The sequence below is a fragment of the Actinomycetota bacterium genome (genome assembly GCA_040905475.1).
Taxonomy (GTDB): domain Bacteria; phylum Actinomycetota; class AC-67; order AC-67; family AC-67; genus DATFGK01.
In genome coordinates this window covers 45,990-65,251 of record JBBDRM010000001.1, presented here as the reverse complement: position 1 = coordinate 65,251, position 19,262 = coordinate 45,990, and the positions used below count along the sequence as shown (strand labels likewise).

General features: G+C 67.8%; 16 protein-coding genes and 1 pseudogene. 6 read left to right on the top strand and 11 right to left on the bottom strand.

Annotated features, from left to right (window positions below; translation table 11 throughout):
• Positions 1-25: 25 nt before the first annotated feature.
• Both WEB06_00335 and uvrB read right to left on the bottom strand, forming a co-directional pair.
• Positions 26-1,042 (bottom strand): ATP-binding cassette domain-containing protein, encoded by a 1,017-nt coding sequence (locus tag WEB06_00335; GenBank protein ID MEX2554063.1) that lies wholly within the window; start codon positions 1,040-1,042, stop codon positions 26-28.
• A complete protein-coding gene (gene uvrB / locus WEB06_00330) occupies positions 1,039-3,045 on the bottom strand; it encodes an excinuclease ABC subunit UvrB (protein MEX2554062.1) in 2,007 nt (668 codons plus the stop codon). Before uvrB ends, WEB06_00335 begins: the two co-directional genes overlap by 4 nt.
• A 91-nt stretch (positions 3,046-3,136) precedes the next feature.
• Here uvrB and WEB06_00325 point away from each other — a divergent pair, with 91 nt between their 5' ends.
• Positions 3,137-3,931: an alpha/beta fold hydrolase gene (locus WEB06_00325; GenBank protein ID MEX2554061.1), complete on the top strand. Its 795-nt coding sequence runs from the start codon at positions 3,137-3,139 to the stop codon at positions 3,929-3,931.
• Here the strand turns inward: WEB06_00325 and WEB06_00320 are convergent.
• The 6 genes and pseudogenes from WEB06_00320 to rpsA form a co-directional block, all read right to left on the bottom strand.
• A complete protein-coding gene (locus WEB06_00320; protein ID MEX2554060.1) occupies positions 3,928-5,166 on the bottom strand; it encodes an MFS transporter in 1,239 nt (412 codons plus the stop codon). The two genes, WEB06_00325 and WEB06_00320, sit on opposite strands and share 4 nt — an antisense overlap.
• Positions 5,163-5,531 carry a DUF2203 domain-containing protein gene (locus tag WEB06_00315; GenBank protein ID MEX2554059.1) on the bottom strand — a complete coding sequence of 123 codons (369 nt, stop codon included), beginning with the start codon at positions 5,529-5,531 and terminating at the stop codon, positions 5,163-5,165. The genes WEB06_00320 and WEB06_00315 overlap by 4 nt, the downstream gene beginning before the upstream one ends.
• Positions 5,528-6,241, bottom strand: a complete 714-nt coding sequence (locus tag WEB06_00310) for an HAD-IA family hydrolase (GenBank protein ID MEX2554058.1) — start codon at positions 6,239-6,241, stop codon at positions 5,528-5,530. The genes WEB06_00315 and WEB06_00310 overlap by 4 nt, the downstream gene beginning before the upstream one ends.
• Before the next feature lie 40 nt (positions 6,242-6,281).
• On the bottom strand, positions 6,282-7,310 hold the full coding sequence (locus tag WEB06_00305; GenBank protein MEX2554057.1) for a hypothetical protein: 1,029 nt from the start codon (positions 7,308-7,310) through the stop codon (positions 6,282-6,284).
• A gap of 79 nt (positions 7,311-7,389) precedes the next feature.
• Positions 7,390-8,004 carry a dephospho-CoA kinase gene (coaE, locus tag WEB06_00300; protein ID MEX2554056.1) on the bottom strand — a complete coding sequence of 205 codons (615 nt, stop codon included), beginning with the start codon at positions 8,002-8,004 and terminating at the stop codon, positions 7,390-7,392.
• A gap of 70 nt (positions 8,005-8,074) precedes the next feature.
• Positions 8,075-9,358, bottom strand: a pseudogene (gene rpsA, locus WEB06_00295) (30S ribosomal protein S1).
• Between the two features lie 337 nt (positions 9,359-9,695).
• Here rpsA and WEB06_00290 point away from each other — a divergent pair.
• The 4 genes from WEB06_00290 (at position 9,696) to WEB06_00275 (ending at position 12,405) form a co-directional block, all read left to right on the top strand.
• On the top strand, positions 9,696-10,250 hold the full coding sequence (locus tag WEB06_00290; protein ID MEX2554055.1) for a TasA family protein: 555 nt from the start codon (positions 9,696-9,698) through the stop codon (positions 10,248-10,250).
• A 72-nt stretch (positions 10,251-10,322) separates the two neighbouring features.
• Complete coding sequence (locus tag WEB06_00285) at positions 10,323-10,988, top strand: signal peptidase I (GenBank protein MEX2554054.1); 666 nt, start codon at positions 10,323-10,325, stop codon at positions 10,986-10,988.
• Positions 10,985-11,425 (top strand): hypothetical protein, encoded by a 441-nt coding sequence (locus WEB06_00280; GenBank protein MEX2554053.1) that lies wholly within the window; start codon positions 10,985-10,987, stop codon positions 11,423-11,425. The genes WEB06_00285 and WEB06_00280 overlap by 4 nt, the downstream gene beginning before the upstream one ends.
• Positions 11,426-11,466: 41 nt before the next feature.
• Positions 11,467-12,405: an NAD-dependent epimerase/dehydratase family protein gene (locus WEB06_00275; GenBank protein MEX2554052.1), complete on the top strand. Its 939-nt coding sequence runs from the start codon at positions 11,467-11,469 to the stop codon at positions 12,403-12,405.
• A gap of 63 nt (positions 12,406-12,468) precedes the next feature.
• On the opposite strand, the gene WEB06_00270 is transcribed toward WEB06_00275, so the two are convergent.
• The 3 genes from WEB06_00270 to WEB06_00260 all read right to left on the bottom strand — a co-directional run bounded on the left by WEB06_00270 (position 12,469) and on the right by WEB06_00260 (position 17,947).
• Positions 12,469-14,376 (bottom strand): AAA family ATPase, encoded by a 1,908-nt coding sequence (locus tag WEB06_00270; protein ID MEX2554051.1) that lies wholly within the window; start codon positions 14,374-14,376, stop codon positions 12,469-12,471.
• A 185-nt stretch (positions 14,377-14,561) separates the two neighbouring features.
• On the bottom strand, positions 14,562-17,246 hold the full coding sequence (polA, locus tag WEB06_00265) for a DNA polymerase I (GenBank protein ID MEX2554050.1): 2,685 nt from the start codon (positions 17,244-17,246) through the stop codon (positions 14,562-14,564).
• 5 nt (positions 17,247-17,251) lie between these two features.
• Positions 17,252-17,947, bottom strand: a complete 696-nt coding sequence (locus WEB06_00260; GenBank protein ID MEX2554049.1) for a metal-dependent transcriptional regulator — start codon at positions 17,945-17,947, stop codon at positions 17,252-17,254.
• 138 nt (positions 17,948-18,085) lie between these two features.
• Here WEB06_00260 and WEB06_00255 point away from each other — a divergent pair, with 138 nt between their 5' ends.
• Entirely contained in the window at positions 18,086-19,108 is a 1,023-nt protein-coding gene (locus WEB06_00255) for an iron ABC transporter substrate-binding protein (GenBank protein ID MEX2554048.1), read from the top strand.
• The last annotated feature ends 154 nt before the right edge of the window (positions 19,109-19,262 follow it).

The window sequence follows — 19,262 nt, the reverse complement described above, 5'->3', positions numbered from 1 at the left end:
GTGGTCACGCGAAGCGTCTCCACCCCTACCTCCTCATCCGCCGCCGGCCGCCGAGGCTGAAGCCGGTCGGCTTCCCTTCTTCGTCGCGCAGGGCGTGTCCCGTGATCTTCATGAACACGTCGTCGAGCGTAGGCGGCGACACGGCAATACGCGCGTCGAGCCCTGCCTCTTCGATCACACGGAGCGCCTCGGGCAGCACCTCACGGGCTCCGTTCTTCATGTTGGCGATCACCGTCCGGTCCGCCTCGCGCACCGCTGCAAGTCCCTCGATCCCGCGCAAGATCGCAGCGCCGCGGTCGATCAGCTCCCGGAGGGCGTCGGGGTCGTCGGTCGTGAACGAGAGCGACAGCACCTCGCCGCCGAGCTCCGCCTTCATCGATGCCGGGCTCCCCTCGGCCACGATCATCCCGTGGTCGATGACGGCGAGCCGCTCGCACAGCGTGTCGGCCTCCTCCATGTACTGGGTCGTGAGGAACACGGTCGTCCCGTCGCGGTTCAGGCGCTGCAGCTCGTCCCACATCGCGCGCCGGTTCTGCGGGTCGAGCCCGGTCGTAGGCTCGTCGAGGAATAACAGCTTCGGCCGGTGCATCAGCGCCTGCGCGAGGTCGAGACGCCGACGCATCCCTCCCGAGTAGAAGCCTGCGCGCCGGTGGGCCGCCTCGGTCAGGCCGACCAGCTCGAGCAACTCGTCCGCGCGCCGAAGGGCGTCGCGCTGGGCGAGGTGGTACAGACGGCCGGACAGCACGAGGTTCTCCCGGCCGGTCAGGTCTTCGTCGACGCTGACGTCTTGGGCTGCGTAGCCGATCACCTCGCGGATCCGCCGGTCGTCGCGCCCGAGCGTGTGCCCGGAGATCACCGCCCGCCCTTCGGTCGGTGGGATCAGGGTGACGAGCATCTTGATCGTGGTGCTCTTGCCCGCGCCGTTCGGTCCGAGGAAGCCGAAGAACTCGCCCTCTCCGACCGCGAAATCGATCCCGCGAACGGCCTCCGTGCCGTCGGGATAGACCTTCCGGAGCCCCTCGACCTCGACCAGCGCGCTCACGAGACTTCTTTGAGCTCTCGCTTGAGGTCGTTGATCTCATCCCGCAAACGAGCGGCGTACTCGAAGCGTAGCTCCTTGGCGGCTTCGCGCATCTCCTCCTCGAGCGCTTGGATCAGCCGCGGAAGCTCGTCGCGCGGCACGCCGGTAAGGTCCCGCGACGCCCGCTTGCGCTTGCCGGTCCTGTACGGCGTCGGCGCCTCGGCGGCGAGCCCGGCCGATTGGAGGATGTCGGAGACCTTCTTCCGGATGGACTGGGGATCGATCCCGTGCTCCTTGTTGTAGCTCACCTGCTTGTGCCGCCTTCGGTTCGTCTCGGAGAGGGCCTTCCGCATCGAGTCGGTGACCTGGTCGGCGTACATGATCACCTGGCCCGACACGTTCCTCGCCGCGCGGCCGATCGTCTGGATCAGCGAGGTCTCCGAGCGCAAGAAGCCTTCCTTGTCGGCGTCGAGGATCGCGACGAGCGACACCTCGGGCAGGTCGAGGCCCTCGCGAAGGAGGTTGATCCCGACCAGGCAGTCGAACTCACCAAGCCGCAGGTCGCGCAGGATCTCGATCCGCTGGATCGTGTCGATCTCGGAGTGCAGGTACCGCACGCGGATCCCCATCTCGAGCAGGTAGTCGGTGAGGTCCTCGGACATCTTCTTCGTCAGCGTCGTCACGAGCACGCGCTCCCCCGCCTCGGCCCGCTTGCGGACCTCTTCGATGAGGTCGTCTACCTGACCCTTGGTGGGTTTCACGATCACCTCGGGATCGATGAGTCCCGTCGGCCGTACTACCTGCTCGACGACGTTGCGCGATATGGAAAGTTCGTACGCGCTCGGCGTGGCGGAGAGGAACACGACCTGGTTGACCTTCTCGGTGAACTCCTCGAAGCGGAGCGGCCGGTTGTCGAGCGCACTCGGGAGTCGGAAGCCGTGGTCGACGAGCGTTTCCTTCCGGCTCTTATCGCCCTCGTACATCCCGTGCAGCTGCGGCACCGTCACGTGCGACTCGTCGATGATCACGAGGAAGTCGTCGGGGAAATAATCGATCAGCGTGAAGGGCGCCTCGCCGGCGGATCGGCCGTCGATGTGACGCGAGTAGTTCTCGATCCCCGAGCAGAACCCGACCTCACGCATCATCTCCAGGTCGTAATTGGTGCGCATCCGCAACCGTTGCGCCTCGAGCAGCTTGTTCTCGGACTCGAGTTGCTTCAGGCGCTCGTCGAGCTCGGTTCGGATCGTCCGCTGCGCGCGCTCCATCCGCGCTTGGCTCGCCACGTAGTGGCTTGCGGCGAAGACGCTCGTGTCGCCGACCTCGCCGATCACCTCGCCGGTGATCGTGTCGATCTGCAGCATGCGCTCGATCGTGTCCCCGAACAGCTCGACGCGGAGGATGTGCTCCTCGTAGGCGGGGAAGATCTCGATGGTGTCGCCCCGGACGCGGAACTTCCCGCGCGCCAGGTTGAAGTCGTTCCGTCCGTACTGCATGTCGACCAGGCGCTGCTTGATGAACTCCATCGGAACGTCGACGCCCTGGACGAGCCGGAGCAGATGGGCCTCGTACTGCTCGGGCGAACCGAGCCCGTAGATGCACGACACGCTGGCGACGATCAGCACGTCCCGGCGCTGCAGGAGCGCCGCGGTGGCCGAGTGCCGCAGCCGGTCGATCTCGTCGTTGATCGACGAATCCTTCTCGATGTAGGTGTCGGTCTGGGGGACGTACGCCTCGGGCTGGTAATAGTCGTAGTACGAGACGAAGTACTCGACGGCGTTGTGCGGGAAGACCTCCTTGAACTCGTTGCAGAGCTGGGCGGCGAGCGACTTGTTCGGCGAGATCACCAGCGTCGGCTTCTGGACCCGCTCCACCGCGCACGCGGCCGCGAAGGTCTTCCCCGATCCCGTCACGCCGAGCAGGGTCTGGTAGTCGTACCCCTTCAGGATCCCGTCTGCGATCGCGTCGATCGCCTTCGGCTGGTCGCCGGAGGGAGCGAAATCGGAAACCACCTTGAAAGGGGGCACTGAGATAATCCTAACGCCGGGGTGCGACGCCGTTATGCCTGGCCATGGCCGCGGATGGCCGACTGCGTCGGTAGCGACTACCTTGTCGGCTGTGACATCCGAAACCGGCTTCGCGTCCGTCCTCGGCGGGCGTCTTTGGTACGAGGTCGCAGGCGAAGGCGCGCCGGTGGCGCTCCTGCACGGCGGCCTGTGGGATGCCCGCATGTGGGACGATCAGTTCGAGTCCCTCGCCGAACGGTGCCGGGTGGTCCGCTACGACCTGCGGGGGTACGGGCGGTCCGACCGGCCCGAGGCCGAGTACTCGCATTCCGACGACCTCGCCGGCCTGCTCACCCATCTGAAGATCAAGCGGGCGGCGCTGGTGGGGCTCTCGATGGGCGCAGCCGTCGCCGTCGATTTCGCGCTCGAGTACCCCGATCGGGTCGACGCGCTCGTGCTGGCCTCGCCGGGCCTCGGTGGATACGAGTTCTCCAAGGATCTCGACCGCCGGTACAAGAAGGCGGAGGCCGCGCTCGAGAAGGGTGACATCCAGCGCGCCGCGGAGCTCGAGCTCGAGATCTGGGCGCCGGTCCGCTCGGCCACCGGACCCGACCTCCGCATCAAGGAGATCGCGATGGACAACGCCCATCAGGTCGCCTTGGATCCCGCCCTCCGGCGCCGCCCGGATCCTCCGGCGCTCGACCGGCTCGGCGAGATCTCGGTCCCCACGCTTGTGGTCTCAGGGGATCAGGACCTGCCCGACGTGGAACGCATCGCGGAGCTCATCATGTCCCGCATCCCCGGCGCCCGGCGTGCCGTCATGCAAGGCGCGGATCACGTCGTCAACATGCGACGGCCCGCAGATTTCACCGCCCGGCTGCTCGGCTTCCTCGACCACATCTTCTAGCCCGCCGCGGCGTCACGTTCCGCGTCGTCCCGGCGCAGCGCTCGAGTAGCGGGAGCCAGAACTGCAAGGCCGAGCCCGGCCGCGATCGCGCCGCCGACGGCGATCGCAGGTCCGGCCCCGATCCCGTCGGCCATCGCGGTGACCCCCACGGCGCCGGCCAGGTCGAAGAGCTCGGCGATGGCGGCCATCAGCCCGAAGACGCGCCCGCGCGCCTCGTCCGGCACCCGTTCGGCGACGGTGGTCTCGACGTAAAGGACCGTCCCCGAGAACGAGGCCCCAACGAGGAACATCAACACCATCAGCGGCGCGAAGCCGGGGCGGAGCGCCAGGAAGCCGAGCGCCGCCGATCCCAGCGCGGCGGCGCCGAGCGCAGGGCCGCGCCGCACGCGCCTCCCCCGGCGCGCGAGCAAGTAGGCGCCGAGCGCCGTTCCGAGTCCGCTGGCGCCGAGAAGAACCCCGTACGTGCCGGCTCCTCGACCGAGCGACTCGCGAACGTACACGATCATCGCGGCGAACGTTCCGGCGTAACCGAAGAGCACGACCGAGTCGAAGAGAACGATCGAACGCAACAGCCGGTCGCCGAAGAGGAGCCGCCCGCCCTCGGCGAGGTCGCGGCGCACGTCGGCCAGCCCGGTCGGCCGGCCGCGAACGGATCCGCGCACGCCCAGACCGATGAGGAGCGCGGCAGACACGAGGAACGTGCCGGAGTCGACGAAGAACGCGTTCCGCGCGCCCACGGCGAGCACCGCGAGACCGCCGAGCGCGGGACCGATGGTGTGCATGATCTGATGCGTGACCTCGCCCAGCGCCACGGCTTGAACGAACTGCTCGCCGGGCACGACCGTGGGGATCAGCGCTCGCCGGGCCGGACGGAAAACGGGTCCGAAAAGCCCCGAGGCGAACGAGATCGCGTACGCCTGCCCGACGGTGTCGGTGAACGGCAACAACGCCACGAGGGCCGCGCGGGCGATGTCGCAGATCACCATCATCAGCCGGCGATCGACGCGATCGGCGATCACGCCCGCGATCGGTCCGAGGGTGAGCCAGGGGATCGCGCGGAGACCGAGGGCGAAACCGACGGCGAGCGCCTCGCCGGTTAGGTCGTGGACGTAGACCGCCAGCGCGATGAAGGTGATGAACGATCCGGCGTCCGAGACGACATCGGCCAGCCACAACCGCCGGTAATCGCGGATCTTGAGGACCGAAAAGACCGATGAAGTCTCTCGGGACGTCACAGCGGTCGGCGGCCGGAGAAGCCGGTGTCGATCGGATGCCACCAGGAGACGGCGTCTTCGCCCAGCCGCCAGCAGAGGTAGATCTCTTCCCCCTCCCGCTCGGCCGGGAAGTCGATCAAGCCGGCCTCGGGATCGCGCACGACGATGCCGAGCTGCTGGATCTCGACGCCCACCCGGCCGGCTTCCTGCGACGCCTCGAGATATTCCTTCCCGGCTCCGCCGCCGCCGTTGTGCGTCGTTGCCTCCATCACCTCGTCGTGGCGTTCCGACATGACCCGCTGCGCGTCGCGAAGGCGCTCGAGCATCTGGCCGAGCGCCGGCAGGAGCTCGTTGGCCTCCTCCACCGTGTAGCGGCGATCGGTCATCGGATCACCGCCGGAACCTGCTCGAGCGACCGCACGACCGGCGAGGCCCGGAAGCTCGCGTGGACGCCGCGCCGATCGACGAGCACGGCGCCCATCCCGAGAGCGAGCGCCGGCTCGACGTCGATCCGCGGGTTGTCTCCGACGTACGTCACGCGCTCGGGTGATACATCGAGCCGGTCGAGGGCAAGGCGGAAGATCTTCGGGTCTGGCTTCTCGATGCCTTCGTCGCCGCTCACCACGACGACCGACATGAGCGGCAAGATCCCGAGCCGTTCGAGCAGCGTCGTCAACCAGCTCTCGAAGTTCGACACGATGCCGAGCGCGTAGCCGGAGGCGGCCAGGTCGCGCAATGCCGGGAGCGCGTCGGGGAAGAGCGCGTAGTGCTCGGGCTTCGAGAACTCCTCGTACAGGTGCGTCGCGTGCGCGGCGTCGGGGTCGGACACCCCCAGCTCCGCGAGCAGCCGGATGTAGATCTCGGTCCAGAACGTGCGCGATCGCTCGGCCGACGTCGAGAAATGCTCGCGATTGACCACCAGATCGTCCATCGCGCGGAACACGCTCGCGAGCGCGTTGTTGATCCAGTGCGGGTCGTGGTCGGAGACCTGGAGCCCCCGGGCTTCGAGCAGCCGAACGATGAGTTCAGGGAAAGAGGGCTCGGGACGGAGGAGCGTCTCACCGGCGTCGAAGAGCACGGCATCGAAGCGGCGCATGCCGCGCATTCTAGCTAAGGGCGGGAATCGCCCTCGCAGCTTACGGCCAGGGGAACGCTCTGATCGCGACCCATTGCGGGATCGAGGAATGTTGCCAGGACCAGAACGACAAGCCGACCGAGCCACGCATGCGCGCCTCGTTCATGAAGCGCCGCAAGGCAGGCGGTTTCGGCCGCCCCTTCGGACCGCCCTCGGGTCCCATGTCGTACACCTGCCCGATCGGAGCGACGGGACGGTTGTAGCGCTTCAGATAGGAAACGGCGTCCGCGGTGGCCTTCGCAGGATCGACGCCGCCCCAATAGACCATCGGAGCGACGGCATCGAACCTCGGGACGAGGTGGTACGGGTAGAACCGGACCGTGTAGCTGTTCGGTCTCGGCGGAACGAGGATCATGAAGGCCTCGGGCGCACCCTTCCGGACCGTGTCGATGTACTGCTTCACGGCCTTGGTCGACAATTTCGTCCCCTCAGCCCGAGTCTCGATGTCGGCCGCGAATCCGTCGACGCGATGCCCGTTGACGACGGTTCGGACCATCGCGATCGTCCTGCGAGCATCGGCTGCAGGATTTCGCAGATACGGGAAGTACCAGGGGATCACCTTCAGTCCGGCGGCGTGCGCGACGGGAAGGATCTTCAATACGTCGGGCCACGTGTCCAAGCCCGAGCGCGTCGTACCGGCCCGGACGTAAAGATGCGTCAGTCCGTACGCCTTCGACACGTCGACGATCTTCTGGACGTTCCCGCCCATGATCAGATCGAACTCGTAGATCCACATCCCCTTGCCGGCGATCGGGATCGAGGGGGAAGGCGTGGCGCTCGGCATCGCCGCGACGTCCGCGGCGTGAGGAGCCGGCGCGGCGACGACCTTCGCGGCGGTCTGCTTGGCCGCCGGCCTCGCTCCCGCCGTCGGCGAAAGGATCGGCGTCGATGCGCCGGAGGAAGCCGCCACCACGTCGACGTTCGATCTGCGATCTCCGGTCACGGCGATCCCGAACGCGAACGAGAAGATGTTCGTGGCGGCGATAATGAACGACAGCAGCAGTCGTTTGCTTGGTTTGTCGATGAACATGAGGTCGCTCCCCCGAGCGGCGGTTGCGACACGATAAGCGGCAGGAGGACCCGAGTAAACGACCCAGGTGGCCTATGTTTCAATCGTGCGTTCGTCCCCCTCGGTTCGCTTCGAGGCGATCCCAAACCCGATCTACCTGAGCGACCAAGTCCTCCATCGAGCCGTCGTTCGCGATCACGATATCGGCGACGGCGGCCCGCTCCGCGTGCGGCATCTGCGCAGCGATACGAGCATCGGCATTCGCTTCGGTCATCCCACGCAGGCTCAGAAGGCGATCACGTTGGAGGTGCGGGTCCGAGGCGACGACGACGATGACGTCGAACATGTCCGCCGCCCCGACCTCGGCCAGCAACGGGACGTCGACGACCACGATCTCATCCGAGCCGGATAGCTCCTCGAGGCGGTCGGCGATGCGGCGCATCACCTCCGGGTGCGTGATCTCGTTCAGTAGGGCGAGTTTCGTCCGGTCGTTGAAGACGATCTCACCGAGCGCGACACGGTTGATGCTCTTGTCGGGAAGCAGCACATCGGGTCCGAAGTGCTCGACGATCTTCGACCAGGCGGGCGTCCCAGGGTCGACGATGTCCCGTGCGATCTGATCCGCATCCACGAGCACCGCCCCGCGGTCGACGAGCAGCTGCGCGACGGTCGACTTGCCGCTCGCGATCCCGCCCGTCAGTCCGACGAGCAGCAGGGCGTCACCCTTCTTGCTGGGAGCGCCGCTTCAGGTCGGCGACGATCGCCTCGATCGTGTCCTCGCCGAGAGCGGCGGCGTGCGATGGCTGCTCCCCCTCTTCCGGCTTGGCGGTCTCGACTTCGGGCGCGAGCGCCGCTTCGAGCACGTCCTCGCCAGAGACGTCGGCCACTTCGGGCGCCTTCTCTTCCTCGTCGGTCTCGAGCTCGATCTCGTCGGGCACCGGCTCGGCGCCCTCGGGACTGGCCTGCTTGATCGAGAGCGAGATGCGGCGCCGGTCGGAGTCGACCTCGATGATCTTCACCTGAACCGGCTGGCCGACCGTGACGACCTGTTCCGCCGTCTCGACGTGGCGTTCGGCGAGCTCGGAGATATGGACGAGACCCTCGACGCCGTCGGCGACGCGAACGAACGCGCCGAACGGCACGAGCTTGGTGACCTGACCGTCGATGACTTCGCCCGGCTGGTGCAGCCGCGCGAACTGCCGCCACGGATCCTCCTGCGTCTTCTTGAGCGACAGTGAGATGCGCTCGCGCTCGAGATCGACGTCGAGCACTTCGACCTCGACCTCCTGACCGACCTGCACGACCTCGCTCGGATGCTCGACGTGGCGCCACGACAGCTCGGATACGTGCACGAGGCCGTCGACGCCGCCGAGATCAACGAACGCGCCGAAGTTCACGATGCTCGAGACGGTGCCCTTGCGTACCTCGCCCTTCTGCAGCTCCTCGAGGAACTTCTTGCGCCCTTCCGACTGCGCTTCCTCGAGGTACTTCCTGCGCGACAGAACGACGTTGTTCCGGTTGCGGTCGAGCTCGATGATCTTCGCTTCGATCTTCTTACCGACGAACGGGTGAAGATCGCGCACGCGGCGGAGGTCGACGAGCGACGCCGGCAAGAAGCCGCGCAGCCCGATGTCGACGATGAGGCCGCCCTTGACGACCTCGATCACGGTGCCGGTCACGATCCCTTCGTCGTTCATGACCTTCTCGATCTGCCCCCAGGCACGCTCGTACTGCGCCTTCTTCTTGGAGAGGATGAGACGGCCTTCTTTGTCTTCCTTTTGGGTGACGAGGGCTTCGATCTCCTCGCCGATCTGAACGACTTGCCGCGGGTCGGTGTCGTGCTTGATCGTGAGCTCGCGGGCGGGGATCACACCCTCGGACTTGTATCCGATGTCGAGGAGGACCTCATCCTTGTCGACCGACACCACCTTGCCGGCAACGATGTCACCCTCGTCGAAGTTCTTGATCGAGTCTTCGTAAGCCTTCGCAAGCTCTTCGGGGCCGCCGATGTCGTTCTGCGTTACTTGGCCTTGCTCAACCGTGTCGCGTTCGGGCACGAACGAACCAATCCTTTCCCGGGGAACCGTACCTGTCGTCCCCTTGTTCAATTACCCGCGGGCGCGGCGACAAGGGTCCGGACTGCGTGCCTCGCTCCTTCCAAGGCAACCGATACGGCCTCTGACGTGCCACAACAGGCGCGGGGAGTCTAGACCGGGTTCCCGCAGGCCGTCAACGGAGACGAACAAATCAGGCGCTGCCCTGGAAGCAGGACCAGGCCCCTTCTGACCTGCGAGATGACACGGGAGAACTATTCATCGGCTGCCATCCTGCCCCGACCCCTGAGGTGCCGGGCGATGGAGCCCGGAAGAACCCGCGCAGCCGGGCACCGACGAAGGGAGCTATTCGATGCGGAAGGTATGGATCGCCCTCCTCGCGGTCGGCGTCGTCGCCGGCGCTCCGTGGGCCTTGACCCAGGCCATCTTCTCCGACTCCGCGGCCGTGGCGTCGAACGCATTCTCGACCGGTAACGTGGATATCTCCTCGAGCCCGACCTCGGCGCTCGTCAGCTTCTCGGGCATGGCCCCGGGCGACAAGGTCACCGCTCCCATCACGATCTCGAACGCCGGGACGCTCCAGCTCCGGTACGCGATGACGACCTCGATCAGCGGAAGCACGACCCTGTCCGACGGTTTGACCCTCACCGTCAAGAGCGGCGTCACCACCTGCTCGAACGCGGGATTCGGCACGGACGGTTCTCAGGTATACACGGGCTCGTTGACCGCCGGGGCCATCGGCGACACGGCGCAGGGGTCGCAGGCAGGCGACCGGACGCTCAACGCGTCGGCGAGCGAGGCGCTGTGCTTCCAGGTGCAGCTGCCCACCTCGGCGACCAACTCCCTGCAGAGCCTGTCCGCCACAGCGACGTTCACCTTCGGCGCCGAGCAGACGGCGAACAACTAACCCGGCGAATGGTGGGGGGGGGGGGGGGGGGGGCCCCCCCCCCCCCCCCACCACAGCCCTCGAGGAGGGATCGTGCTCGGAAAGATCGTGGTGCGGATCGTAGGAGGCGCCGTGGCCGTGATGGCCATCGGCGCCGTCGCCGTGCTCGCGCTCGCGTTCATGCCGACCCTCTTCGGCGCCGAGGCGCTGATCGTCACGAGCGGCAGCATGGGCGGCACGGCACCCATCGGGTCGGTCGCGGTGACGCGGCTCGTCGACGCCAGGGCCGTCTCGGTCGGCGACGTGATCACCTTCCGCCACGTCGGAGCCGACTCGACGATCACCCACCGCGTGATCGCGATCGAAACCATCGACGGCGTCAAGGCGTTCCGAACCAAGGGCGACGCCAACCCGACGCCGGATCTCGAGCCCGTGCCCGTGTCCGGCTCGATCCATCGCGTCGAGCGCGTCGTGCCGTACGCGGGCCGGCTGGTGATGTTCGCCCGCACGCCCTACGGCGGCGTGGCGCTCTTCCTCATCCCGATCCTCGGCCTACTCACGGACGAGCGACGCCGGCGGCGCCGGCGCGCGGTCCAGGAGATCGTTCCCGAGCCGCAGCCCGCGCCCGTCGGCCGCGGAACCGATCCCGAGACCCTCATCCTCGGCGCCTTGGCCGGCTTCGTGGTCGCGGGAGCCGTTGCGCGGATCGGGTCGCGTCCACGCCGCACGGACAGGCGGCGCCCACGGCTGGCGGGATGACCGGTCGACGGGTCGCGTTCGCGGGCCTCGTCGCCCTGCTGGCGCTGCTCGGCGCAAACGTGGCGACGACCGCGGCCCTGTTCACCGACGCGCCCGGCGTCGGGTCGAACGCGTTGTCCACGGCGACGCTCCAGCCTCCGACCGGCCTCACGGCGACCGCGGGATGCCAGCTCCTTGCCCCGAAGATCACGCTGAACTGGACGGCGACGACGTCGGTGTACGCCGACGGCTACGACGTCTACCGGAGTACCACGAACGGCGGTCCCTACACGTTGCGCGCGCACGTGACCGGTAGAACGACCGTCACGTACACGGACAGCTCGGGGCTCAACACGAATACGACCTACTACTACGTCCTGCAGTCGACGGCGAATAGCTGGACGAGCGCCAACTCGGGTCAGGCGAGCGCCAAGACGCCGCTGATCTGCTTGGTCTGACTCCTCATCCCTCCCGCAGGACCGGTATCCTTCCGGGCCGTATGAAAATGCTGGTTACCGGCGGCGCCGGCTTCATCGGCTCCCACATCGTCGACCGCATGGTCGCGGACGGCCACTATGTGGCCGTCGTCGATTCGCTGCTCAGCGGGAAGCGATCCAACCTCCACGGCGCCCTCGAGCGCGGCGTCCGTCTCCACGAGGTCGATATCCGGGATCCCTCACTCGGCCGGCTCATCGCCGAGGAGCGCCCAGATACCGTGATGCATCTCGCAGCGCAGATCGACGTGCGCATCTCGGTCGCCGATCCGTCTCACGACGCGGACGTCAACATCGCCGGATCCCTGAACGTGCTCAACGCCGCCCAGGGGGCCGGCGCGCGAAAGATCATCATGGCGTCATCCGGCGGCTGCATCTACGGTGAGCCGAAGACCTTGCCGGTCAAGGAGACCTACCGCGGGACGCCCGATTCCCCGTACGGGATCTCGAAGAAGGTCCTGCACGATTACCTCGGCTTCTACCGCAAGGCGCACGGCCTCGACTTCACCGTCCTCGCCCTCGCCAACGTATTCGGTCCTCGGCAGGATCCGACGGGCGAGGCGGGGGTCGTCGCGATCTTCCTCGGCGCGATGCTCGCCGGGAAGCAGCCGGTGATCTACGGAGACGGGAAGCAGACGCGAGACTTCGTGCACGTCTCCGACATCGTCGACGCATTCGCGCGTGCCGTCGGCCGCGGGTCGGGCACGGTCTTCAACATCGGCACGTCCGTCGAGACGAACGTCTTGGAGTTGTGGGATGCGTGCGCGCGTGCCGTCGGGTATCGGGGCGAGGTGCAGTTCGCGCCGCCGCGCCTCGGCGAGCTCGAGCGGATCGCGCTCGACTTCAGCCGCGCGAAACGCAAGCTGGGCTGGTCGCCGCGGCTGAGCCTCGACGCGGGGATCGCCGACACCGCGGCGTGGGTCCGGAGCGGCCTCACCGCCTGAGACGCTCCGCTGCCGAAAGGTTGCCGGCCGGGTGGACTCGTCTTTCCGCCCGGCCGACGTCGATCAAGACTTGGACTTGGTGGAGGCGGCGCGGACCGTTCGGCTCCGCGGGCGGGCCATCGCTCGGCGCAGCTCGGTCTTCACGCGTTTGCCGCCGGCCTCCTCGAGGACCTCGATGATCGCGTCGCCGATCAGCTCTTCACGATCGAGCAGCGCGTCGCGGAGGGCCATCACGAGCCGGCGGTTGGCGCGGAGAAGACGCCGCGCATCGACCTTCGCCCGGCGGAGGATCGCCTCGACGGATCGCCGTGACTCGCCGCCCGAGATCACTCGCCCGATGAAGCCCGAATCGAACACGTTCTCCGTTACCGCCCGGTACGAGATGAGCGACCCGGCGAGCCCGAGCGAGCCGACCATCTCGGAAGCGATCTGCGTGGCGGCGGCGAGGTCCCCGGCCGGCCCGGTGCCGGACTCCCCTTCGAAGAGCTCCTCGGACGCCATCCCGGCCATCGCGATCACGATGAGCGCGTACAGCTCGGTGCCGGTCTTCGTGAACCGCTCCTCGATGTCGGAGTGCGCGAGCAGTCCCAGCGCTTCGCGGCGCTTGATGATCGAGAGCACCTCGAGCCTCCGTCCCTCGCCGACGAGATAGGCGATGACCGCGTGGCCGGCCTCGTGCGTCGCGATCTGGCGGCGCTCGTCGGGCGTGTAACTCTCGTGATGTGGCAGCCCGATGTCCTCGGCGAGCTTCGCCGACGTCACGTCCGACCAGACCATGTGATCGCGCCCGTAGCGGAGCGCGACGATCAGGCCTTCGTCGAGGAGATGCTCGATCTGGACGGGCGAGTAGCCGAAGGTCATCCCGGCGAGGTCGTCGCGCCGCTCACCGGCGTCCATCTCGGGTGCGTGGCTCTTGCGCGAGAGGAACAGGTCGATCAGCTCGCGGCGACCGGCGCGCGAAGGAAGGTCGAAGTAGAGGCGCTGATCGAAACGGCCCGGCCGAAGAAGCGCCGGATCGAGCGAGTCGCCGCGATTCGTCGCCGCGATCACCAGCACGTTGTGGTACGGCGGACGCCGCTTCATGATCTGACGTTCGGGCGGGAGGAAGAGGTTCACCTTCTCCTTGATCTTGTCGAGCATCCGGTACCCGAGCGGTAGCGAATCGAAGGACTGCATCTGGATCAGCAGCTCGTTCACCGTTCCGCCCGTGCCGGAGGCCACCATCGGGCTCCGCGTCCGGCCGAAGAGACCGCGCTTCGCCCCCATCGGAAAGACCGCCGGCGTCGATGCGTCCATCCCGCCGCGCGCCGTCGCGAACGCGTCGATCTCTTCGATGAATCCGATCGCGCCCCCCTCGCGGCGTGCGACCTTCTTCAGCGCCTTGAAGTAGGAGCGGATCTTCTTCGCCGTCATGCCGTACCAGTGCGTCTGGAACGCCGGCCCTGCGACGTAGAGGAACGGAACGCCGGCGTGGCGCGCCATCGCCTTGGCCATGTGGGTCTTCCCGGTTCCCGGCGGGCCTTCGAACAGGACCCCCCGGCGCGGCGTGCCGCCGAGGGTGTCGCGGAAGGTCGCGTAGCCGAGGAAGACGTTGAGCGTGCGGATCACCTCGTCGACGACGGGGCCGAGGCCCTTCACATCGTCGAGCGACACGTCGATCTGCTCCGGCCGGTATATGACGTGCGGGGAGCGAGCGCCGGCCATCGGTCCCAGGATCAGGACGGCGAGCAGCGCGGTCAGCATGAGCGCCGGGACCCAGATCAGCGGGTCTCCGCCGATGCTCGGCATCGCGAACACGTTGAAGGGGCGGCCGTCTGCGATCCGGTACCAGAGCAGGATGGTCGGTATGCCGATCAGGGTGGCCAGCCAGGTCAGTCGACGCCGCCGGTTCCGCTCGCGGACCGCGCGAACGTCGGCTTGCGACAGCTCCAGAACCTCACGTCCCCCGAGGAGATCTGCGACTGCGCCCACAGCTCATGCCCTTCTCGTCGGCTGCCGCACCATCATGCGATGGTCACGACGCGGTCCGCCATGGACCGTTCTCCGTAGTGCTGTGTACGGAGGAGTGTCCGTTAGTCTCCGCGCCCCGGGACTTCCGCCCGGGCCTCAGCCCCTGTTGCCATGCTGCGATGCTTCGCTGCTTGAGCCCCGGGCCCCTACCCACCTTTCGCTTCCGCCCAGTTCGCCCCGGTTGCGAGGTCGACCCGGAGCGGAACATCCAGTGGGTACGCCTGCTCCATCAACGACCGTACCGCCTCTCTCGTCGCGGCTAGTTCAGAGTTCGGCACCTCGAAGAGCAATTCGTCATGGACGGTCAGGACCATTCGGGCGCCGAGCCCTTCCTCGGCCAGGCCGCGGTCCACTTTGATCATGGCGAGCTTGATGATATCGGCCGCGGTTCCCTGGATCGGGGCGTTCAACGCCTGACGCTCCCCCATCTGTCGGACGCGCGGGTTCCGGTGGGTCAGCTCTTCGATGTATCGGCGCCGGCCGAGGAGCGTCATCGTGTAGCCGTCCCGGTACGCCTCGCGCACGACGGAGGACATGAACTCCTTCACGCCGGGGAAGGACGTGAAGTACGAGTCGATGAACTCCTGCGCCTCGTCGGGCGTGATGCCCAGCCGCTGCGCGAGCCCGAAGGCGTTCATGCCGTAGGCGAGCCCGAAGTTGATCGCTTTCGCGCGGTCCCGGAGGTCGTGGGGCACCTCGTCGACGGCGAAGCCGTAGACCGTCGCCGCGGTCGCGGCGTGGATGTCCTCGTCGCGTTCGAACGCGCCGCAGAGCCCGTCGTCCTTGGTGATGTGCGCGAGGACGCGCAGCTCGATCTGGGAATAGTCGGCGACGAGCAGGGTGTGCTCCGGGAAGCCGGGGACGAAGGCACGGCGGATCTCGCGTCCGAGGCCGGTGCGAACCGGGATGTTCTGGAGATTGGGGTCCGACGTCGAAAGGCGGCCCGTGGTCGTGACCGTCTGATGGAACGTCGCGTGCAGCCGCCCGGTGGTGGGATCGACCAGCCGTGGCAGCGCGTCGAGGTAGGTCGACTTGAGCTTGGTGAGCTCGCGGTACCGGAGGATGTCGTCGACGATCGGATGCAGGCCGCGCAGGCTCTCGAGCGCAGCGGCGTCGGTTGAGTATCCGGTTTTGGTCTTACGGCCCGGCGTCAGCCCGAGCCGGTCGTAGAGCACCTCTCGGAGCTGCGGGGGGGAGTTGATGTTGATCGGCCCGCCGGCGTGACGCGTGATGGATCCCTCGAGGGCGGTTACCTCTACGGACATCTTGTTCGACATCTGCTCGAGCAGGTCGACGTCGATCGCGACGCCGGTCAGCTCCATCCGCGCGAGCACGTCGATCAGCGGCTGCTCGACCTCGCGGTACAGCTGGGTCATCCCGAGCCGGTCGAGCTGGGACGCGAGCGTGTCGGCGAGCGGCAGCAGCGCCGCGGCTTGCGCGCAGACCGCCTCGGGCGCGGCGGCTTCCTCGGGCATGACGTCGAGCGACAGCTGTGCGCCGTCGTCGGCCGGCTTGGCCGTTGGAAGCTCCCGGTCGAGGTAGCGCAGCGAGAGATCCTCGACCTCGTAGGTGCCGCCGGCCGGGTCCAGAAGGTACGCGGCGATCTTGGTGTCGAACGCGAGCCCCGCGAACGTGCCGCCCTCGCGCATGCGGGCCACGATGAGCTCTTTGGCGTCGTGGGCGACCTTCGCGACCGCCGGATCCGCGAGCAGGGCCCCGGCCGCGGCGGGATCGTCGAGCCACACGGCCTCCTCATCGCCGGTGGCGAGCGCGACCCCCTTCGAGCCGGGACGCGTCGCGACCGCCACGCGCGCGCCGGTCCGCGCGGCGGCCTCGAGCTGCTTCACGTCCTTTCCGCCGCCGGCCCGCGCGACGAACTCCGTCGCCGCCGCCGGCGCCGACGGGCGGCGCACGTCGGGCAGCCGCTCGAGGAGCGAGCGGAACTCAAGCGACAGGAACAGCTTCCGGATGACCTCCTGATCCCACTCGCCCATGCGGATGTCCGCCGGGTCCACACCGAGCTCCAGGTCGTCGACGAGCTGCGCCAGCCGCTTGTTGCGGAGGACCTGCTCCTTGGCCTCCTCCAGCTTCGGCGAGAGCTTCCGGAGCTTCTGCGGCAACTCGTCGAGGCGCTCATACATCGCTTCGACCGAGCCGAACTGCTGTACCAGGGTCGACGCGGTCTTGTCGCCGATGCCCGGCACGCCGGGGAGGTTGTCCGAAGGATCGCCTTTCAGCGCAACGAGATCCGGCAGCTTCTCGGGCGGGATCCCGAAGCGCTCCACGACTGCGTCGAGGTCGTAGAGCGTGATATCGGTGATGCCCTTCCGGTTGAAGAGGACCGTCACGCCGTCGCCGACGAGCTGGAGCATGTCTCGGTCGGCGGTCACGACCGCGACCTCGAGCCCCCGTTCCACGCCGCGCCGCGCGAGGGTCGCGATGACGTCGTCGGCTTCATGATCGGGGACCTGGAACACCGGCACGTGCAGGGTGTCCAGAACCTCACGCAGCAGCCCCAGCTGCGAGGAGAACTCCGTCGGGGTCTTCGCCCGGCCGGCTTTGTACTCCGGGTACTGGGCTAGGCGGATCGTCGGGGCACCCAGATCGAACGCCACACCGATCCGATCGGTGCGCTGCTCGGTCAGAAGCTTGATCAGCATCGAGGTGAAGCCGTAGACGGCGTTCGTGATCTGCCCCGTCGACGTCACCAACGAGGTCGGCAGCGCGAAGAACGCGCGGTACGCGAGCGAGTGGCCGTCGAGGAGCAGGAGCCGCTTGGAAGGAACGGCGGCCGCGGGTTGCGCCGCCTGCGCCGGCGCCTTCTTGGGCACCGCGCCTACCGGCGCGCGCTCGCGCGCCGCTTCGTGGCCGGACGCACCCACAGGTTGTCGGCCAGGTCGGGGCCGAGGGTCGAGCGAGATCCGCCGACCTCGAGCGACATCGTGCCGTCGGGGGCCACGCCGAGGACCCGGATCCGGTTGCCGGGCATGAGCCCATGCTCCTCGAAGTAGCGCAGCACGTCGGTGTGCAGCTCGACGTCTTCGGTCAGCCGCTCGAGCACGACGTCGTCGCCCTCGGCGAACTCCTCGAGCCGGCGCAGATCGCGAGCGATCTTCGCGCCGGTCCCCGGGATGGGGTTCCCGTGCGGACAGGTCGCCGGTCCGCCCAGGAGCGCCATGATCCGCTTCTCGATCTCTTCGCTCATCGAGCCCTGGAAGCGCTCGGCCTCTTCGTGCGCCTTGTGCCAAGGCAGCTTGAGCACGTCGATCAGGAACCGCTCGGCCATCCGGTGCCTCCGGACCGCGTCCTCGGCCACGGCTCTTCCGTGCGCGGTCAGCTGGATGACGCGCTCGCCGTCCGTATGCACGAGCTTCATCCGCGCGAGACGGCCGATCTTCTCGCTGACGGCGGCGCGCGAGACGCCGAGCCGCTCCGCGAGGCGCGCCTGAACGACTTCGGCGCCCTCCTCGTGCATCTCGTAGACGGCCTCGAGGTAGTCGTCGGTGCCGTGCGCGTCCGGATTGCGAGCCACAGGCCGCAGTATACGAGCCCGCTCCGACGGCCAACAGGCGAGGGCCGCCCGATTTGACCGAAGCCTCCCCTGCCAGGTATGCCTAACAACTACAGTCAGGGGGGCTTGACAGACGACCGGCCGAAAGGAGATCCGGGGATGACAAGAAAGCGCTGGTACAGCTTCGCGATGCTGGGCTTGATGATCGCGCTCGCGGCGTGCGGCGGCGACGACGCCGGCGGCGGAACGCAGGCCGACGGCAAGATCACCGTTTATTCAGGTCGGAGCGAGGCGCTGGTCGGGACGCTCATCGCGCAGTTCGAGGCGCAGACGGGGATCGACGTCGAGGTTCGCTACGGAAGCACGTCCGAGATGGCGGCGCTGCTCGCCGAGGAAGGTTCCGGCTCCCCCGCCGACGTTTTCTGGGCGCAGGACGCGGGGGCGCTCGGCGCCGTTCAGGCGAAGAACCTGTTCCGGAAGCTCCCCGGGTCGGTCTTGGACGGGGTCGCCGAAGCGTTCCGGTCGGAGCAGGGGAACTGGGTCGGCGTCTCGGGACGTGTCCGCGTCATCGCGTACAACCCCGATCTCGTTCCCACGGCGCAGCTGCCCGCTTCGGTCGACGCGCTGACCGGCGCCGCGTGGAAGGACAAGGTCGGATGGGCGCCGTCGAACGGATCCTTCCAGCTTTTCGTCACGGCGTTCCGGAAGGTCAAGGGTGAAGATGCTGCGCGTTCGTGGCTGCAAGCGATGAAAGCCAACGGGGCGAAGACGTACCCAGGCAACGACGCGATCGTGGCGGCCGTGGCTGCGGGCGAGATCCCGTTGGGGCTCGTCAACCACTACTACGCGTTCGAGGTTCTCGCGGAGACCCCCGACGCGAAGGTGAAGGATCACTTCCTGCCGGGCGGGGATCTCGGTGGTCTGGTCAACGTCTCCGGCGCGGGCATCCTGACGACGTCGAAGAACCAGGCAGCGGCCCAGCGGTTCATCGAGTTCTTGCTCTCCCCCGCCGGGCAGGCGTACTTCGTCTCGGAGACCTACGAGTACCCGCTCGCCGGAGACGTGGCGCCCGACCCACGGCTCCCGAAGCTCGACGCGCTCGATCCGCCTTCGGTGGACCTTTCGGATCTCGGCGATCTGGAGGGCACGCTCGCGCTCCTCGAGGAGGTCGGACTGCTCTAGTGGCGACCCGCCTGGACGCCGCGGGCGCGCTCGCCGAGCGAGCGCCTCCCCCGCGCGCCAAGGAGGCTCGCCGGCCGCCGCCGCGATCGGTGGCGGCCGCCGCGGTTGTCGTCGCGCTCATCGTCCTCCTCCCGACCGCCTACATGATCGTGGG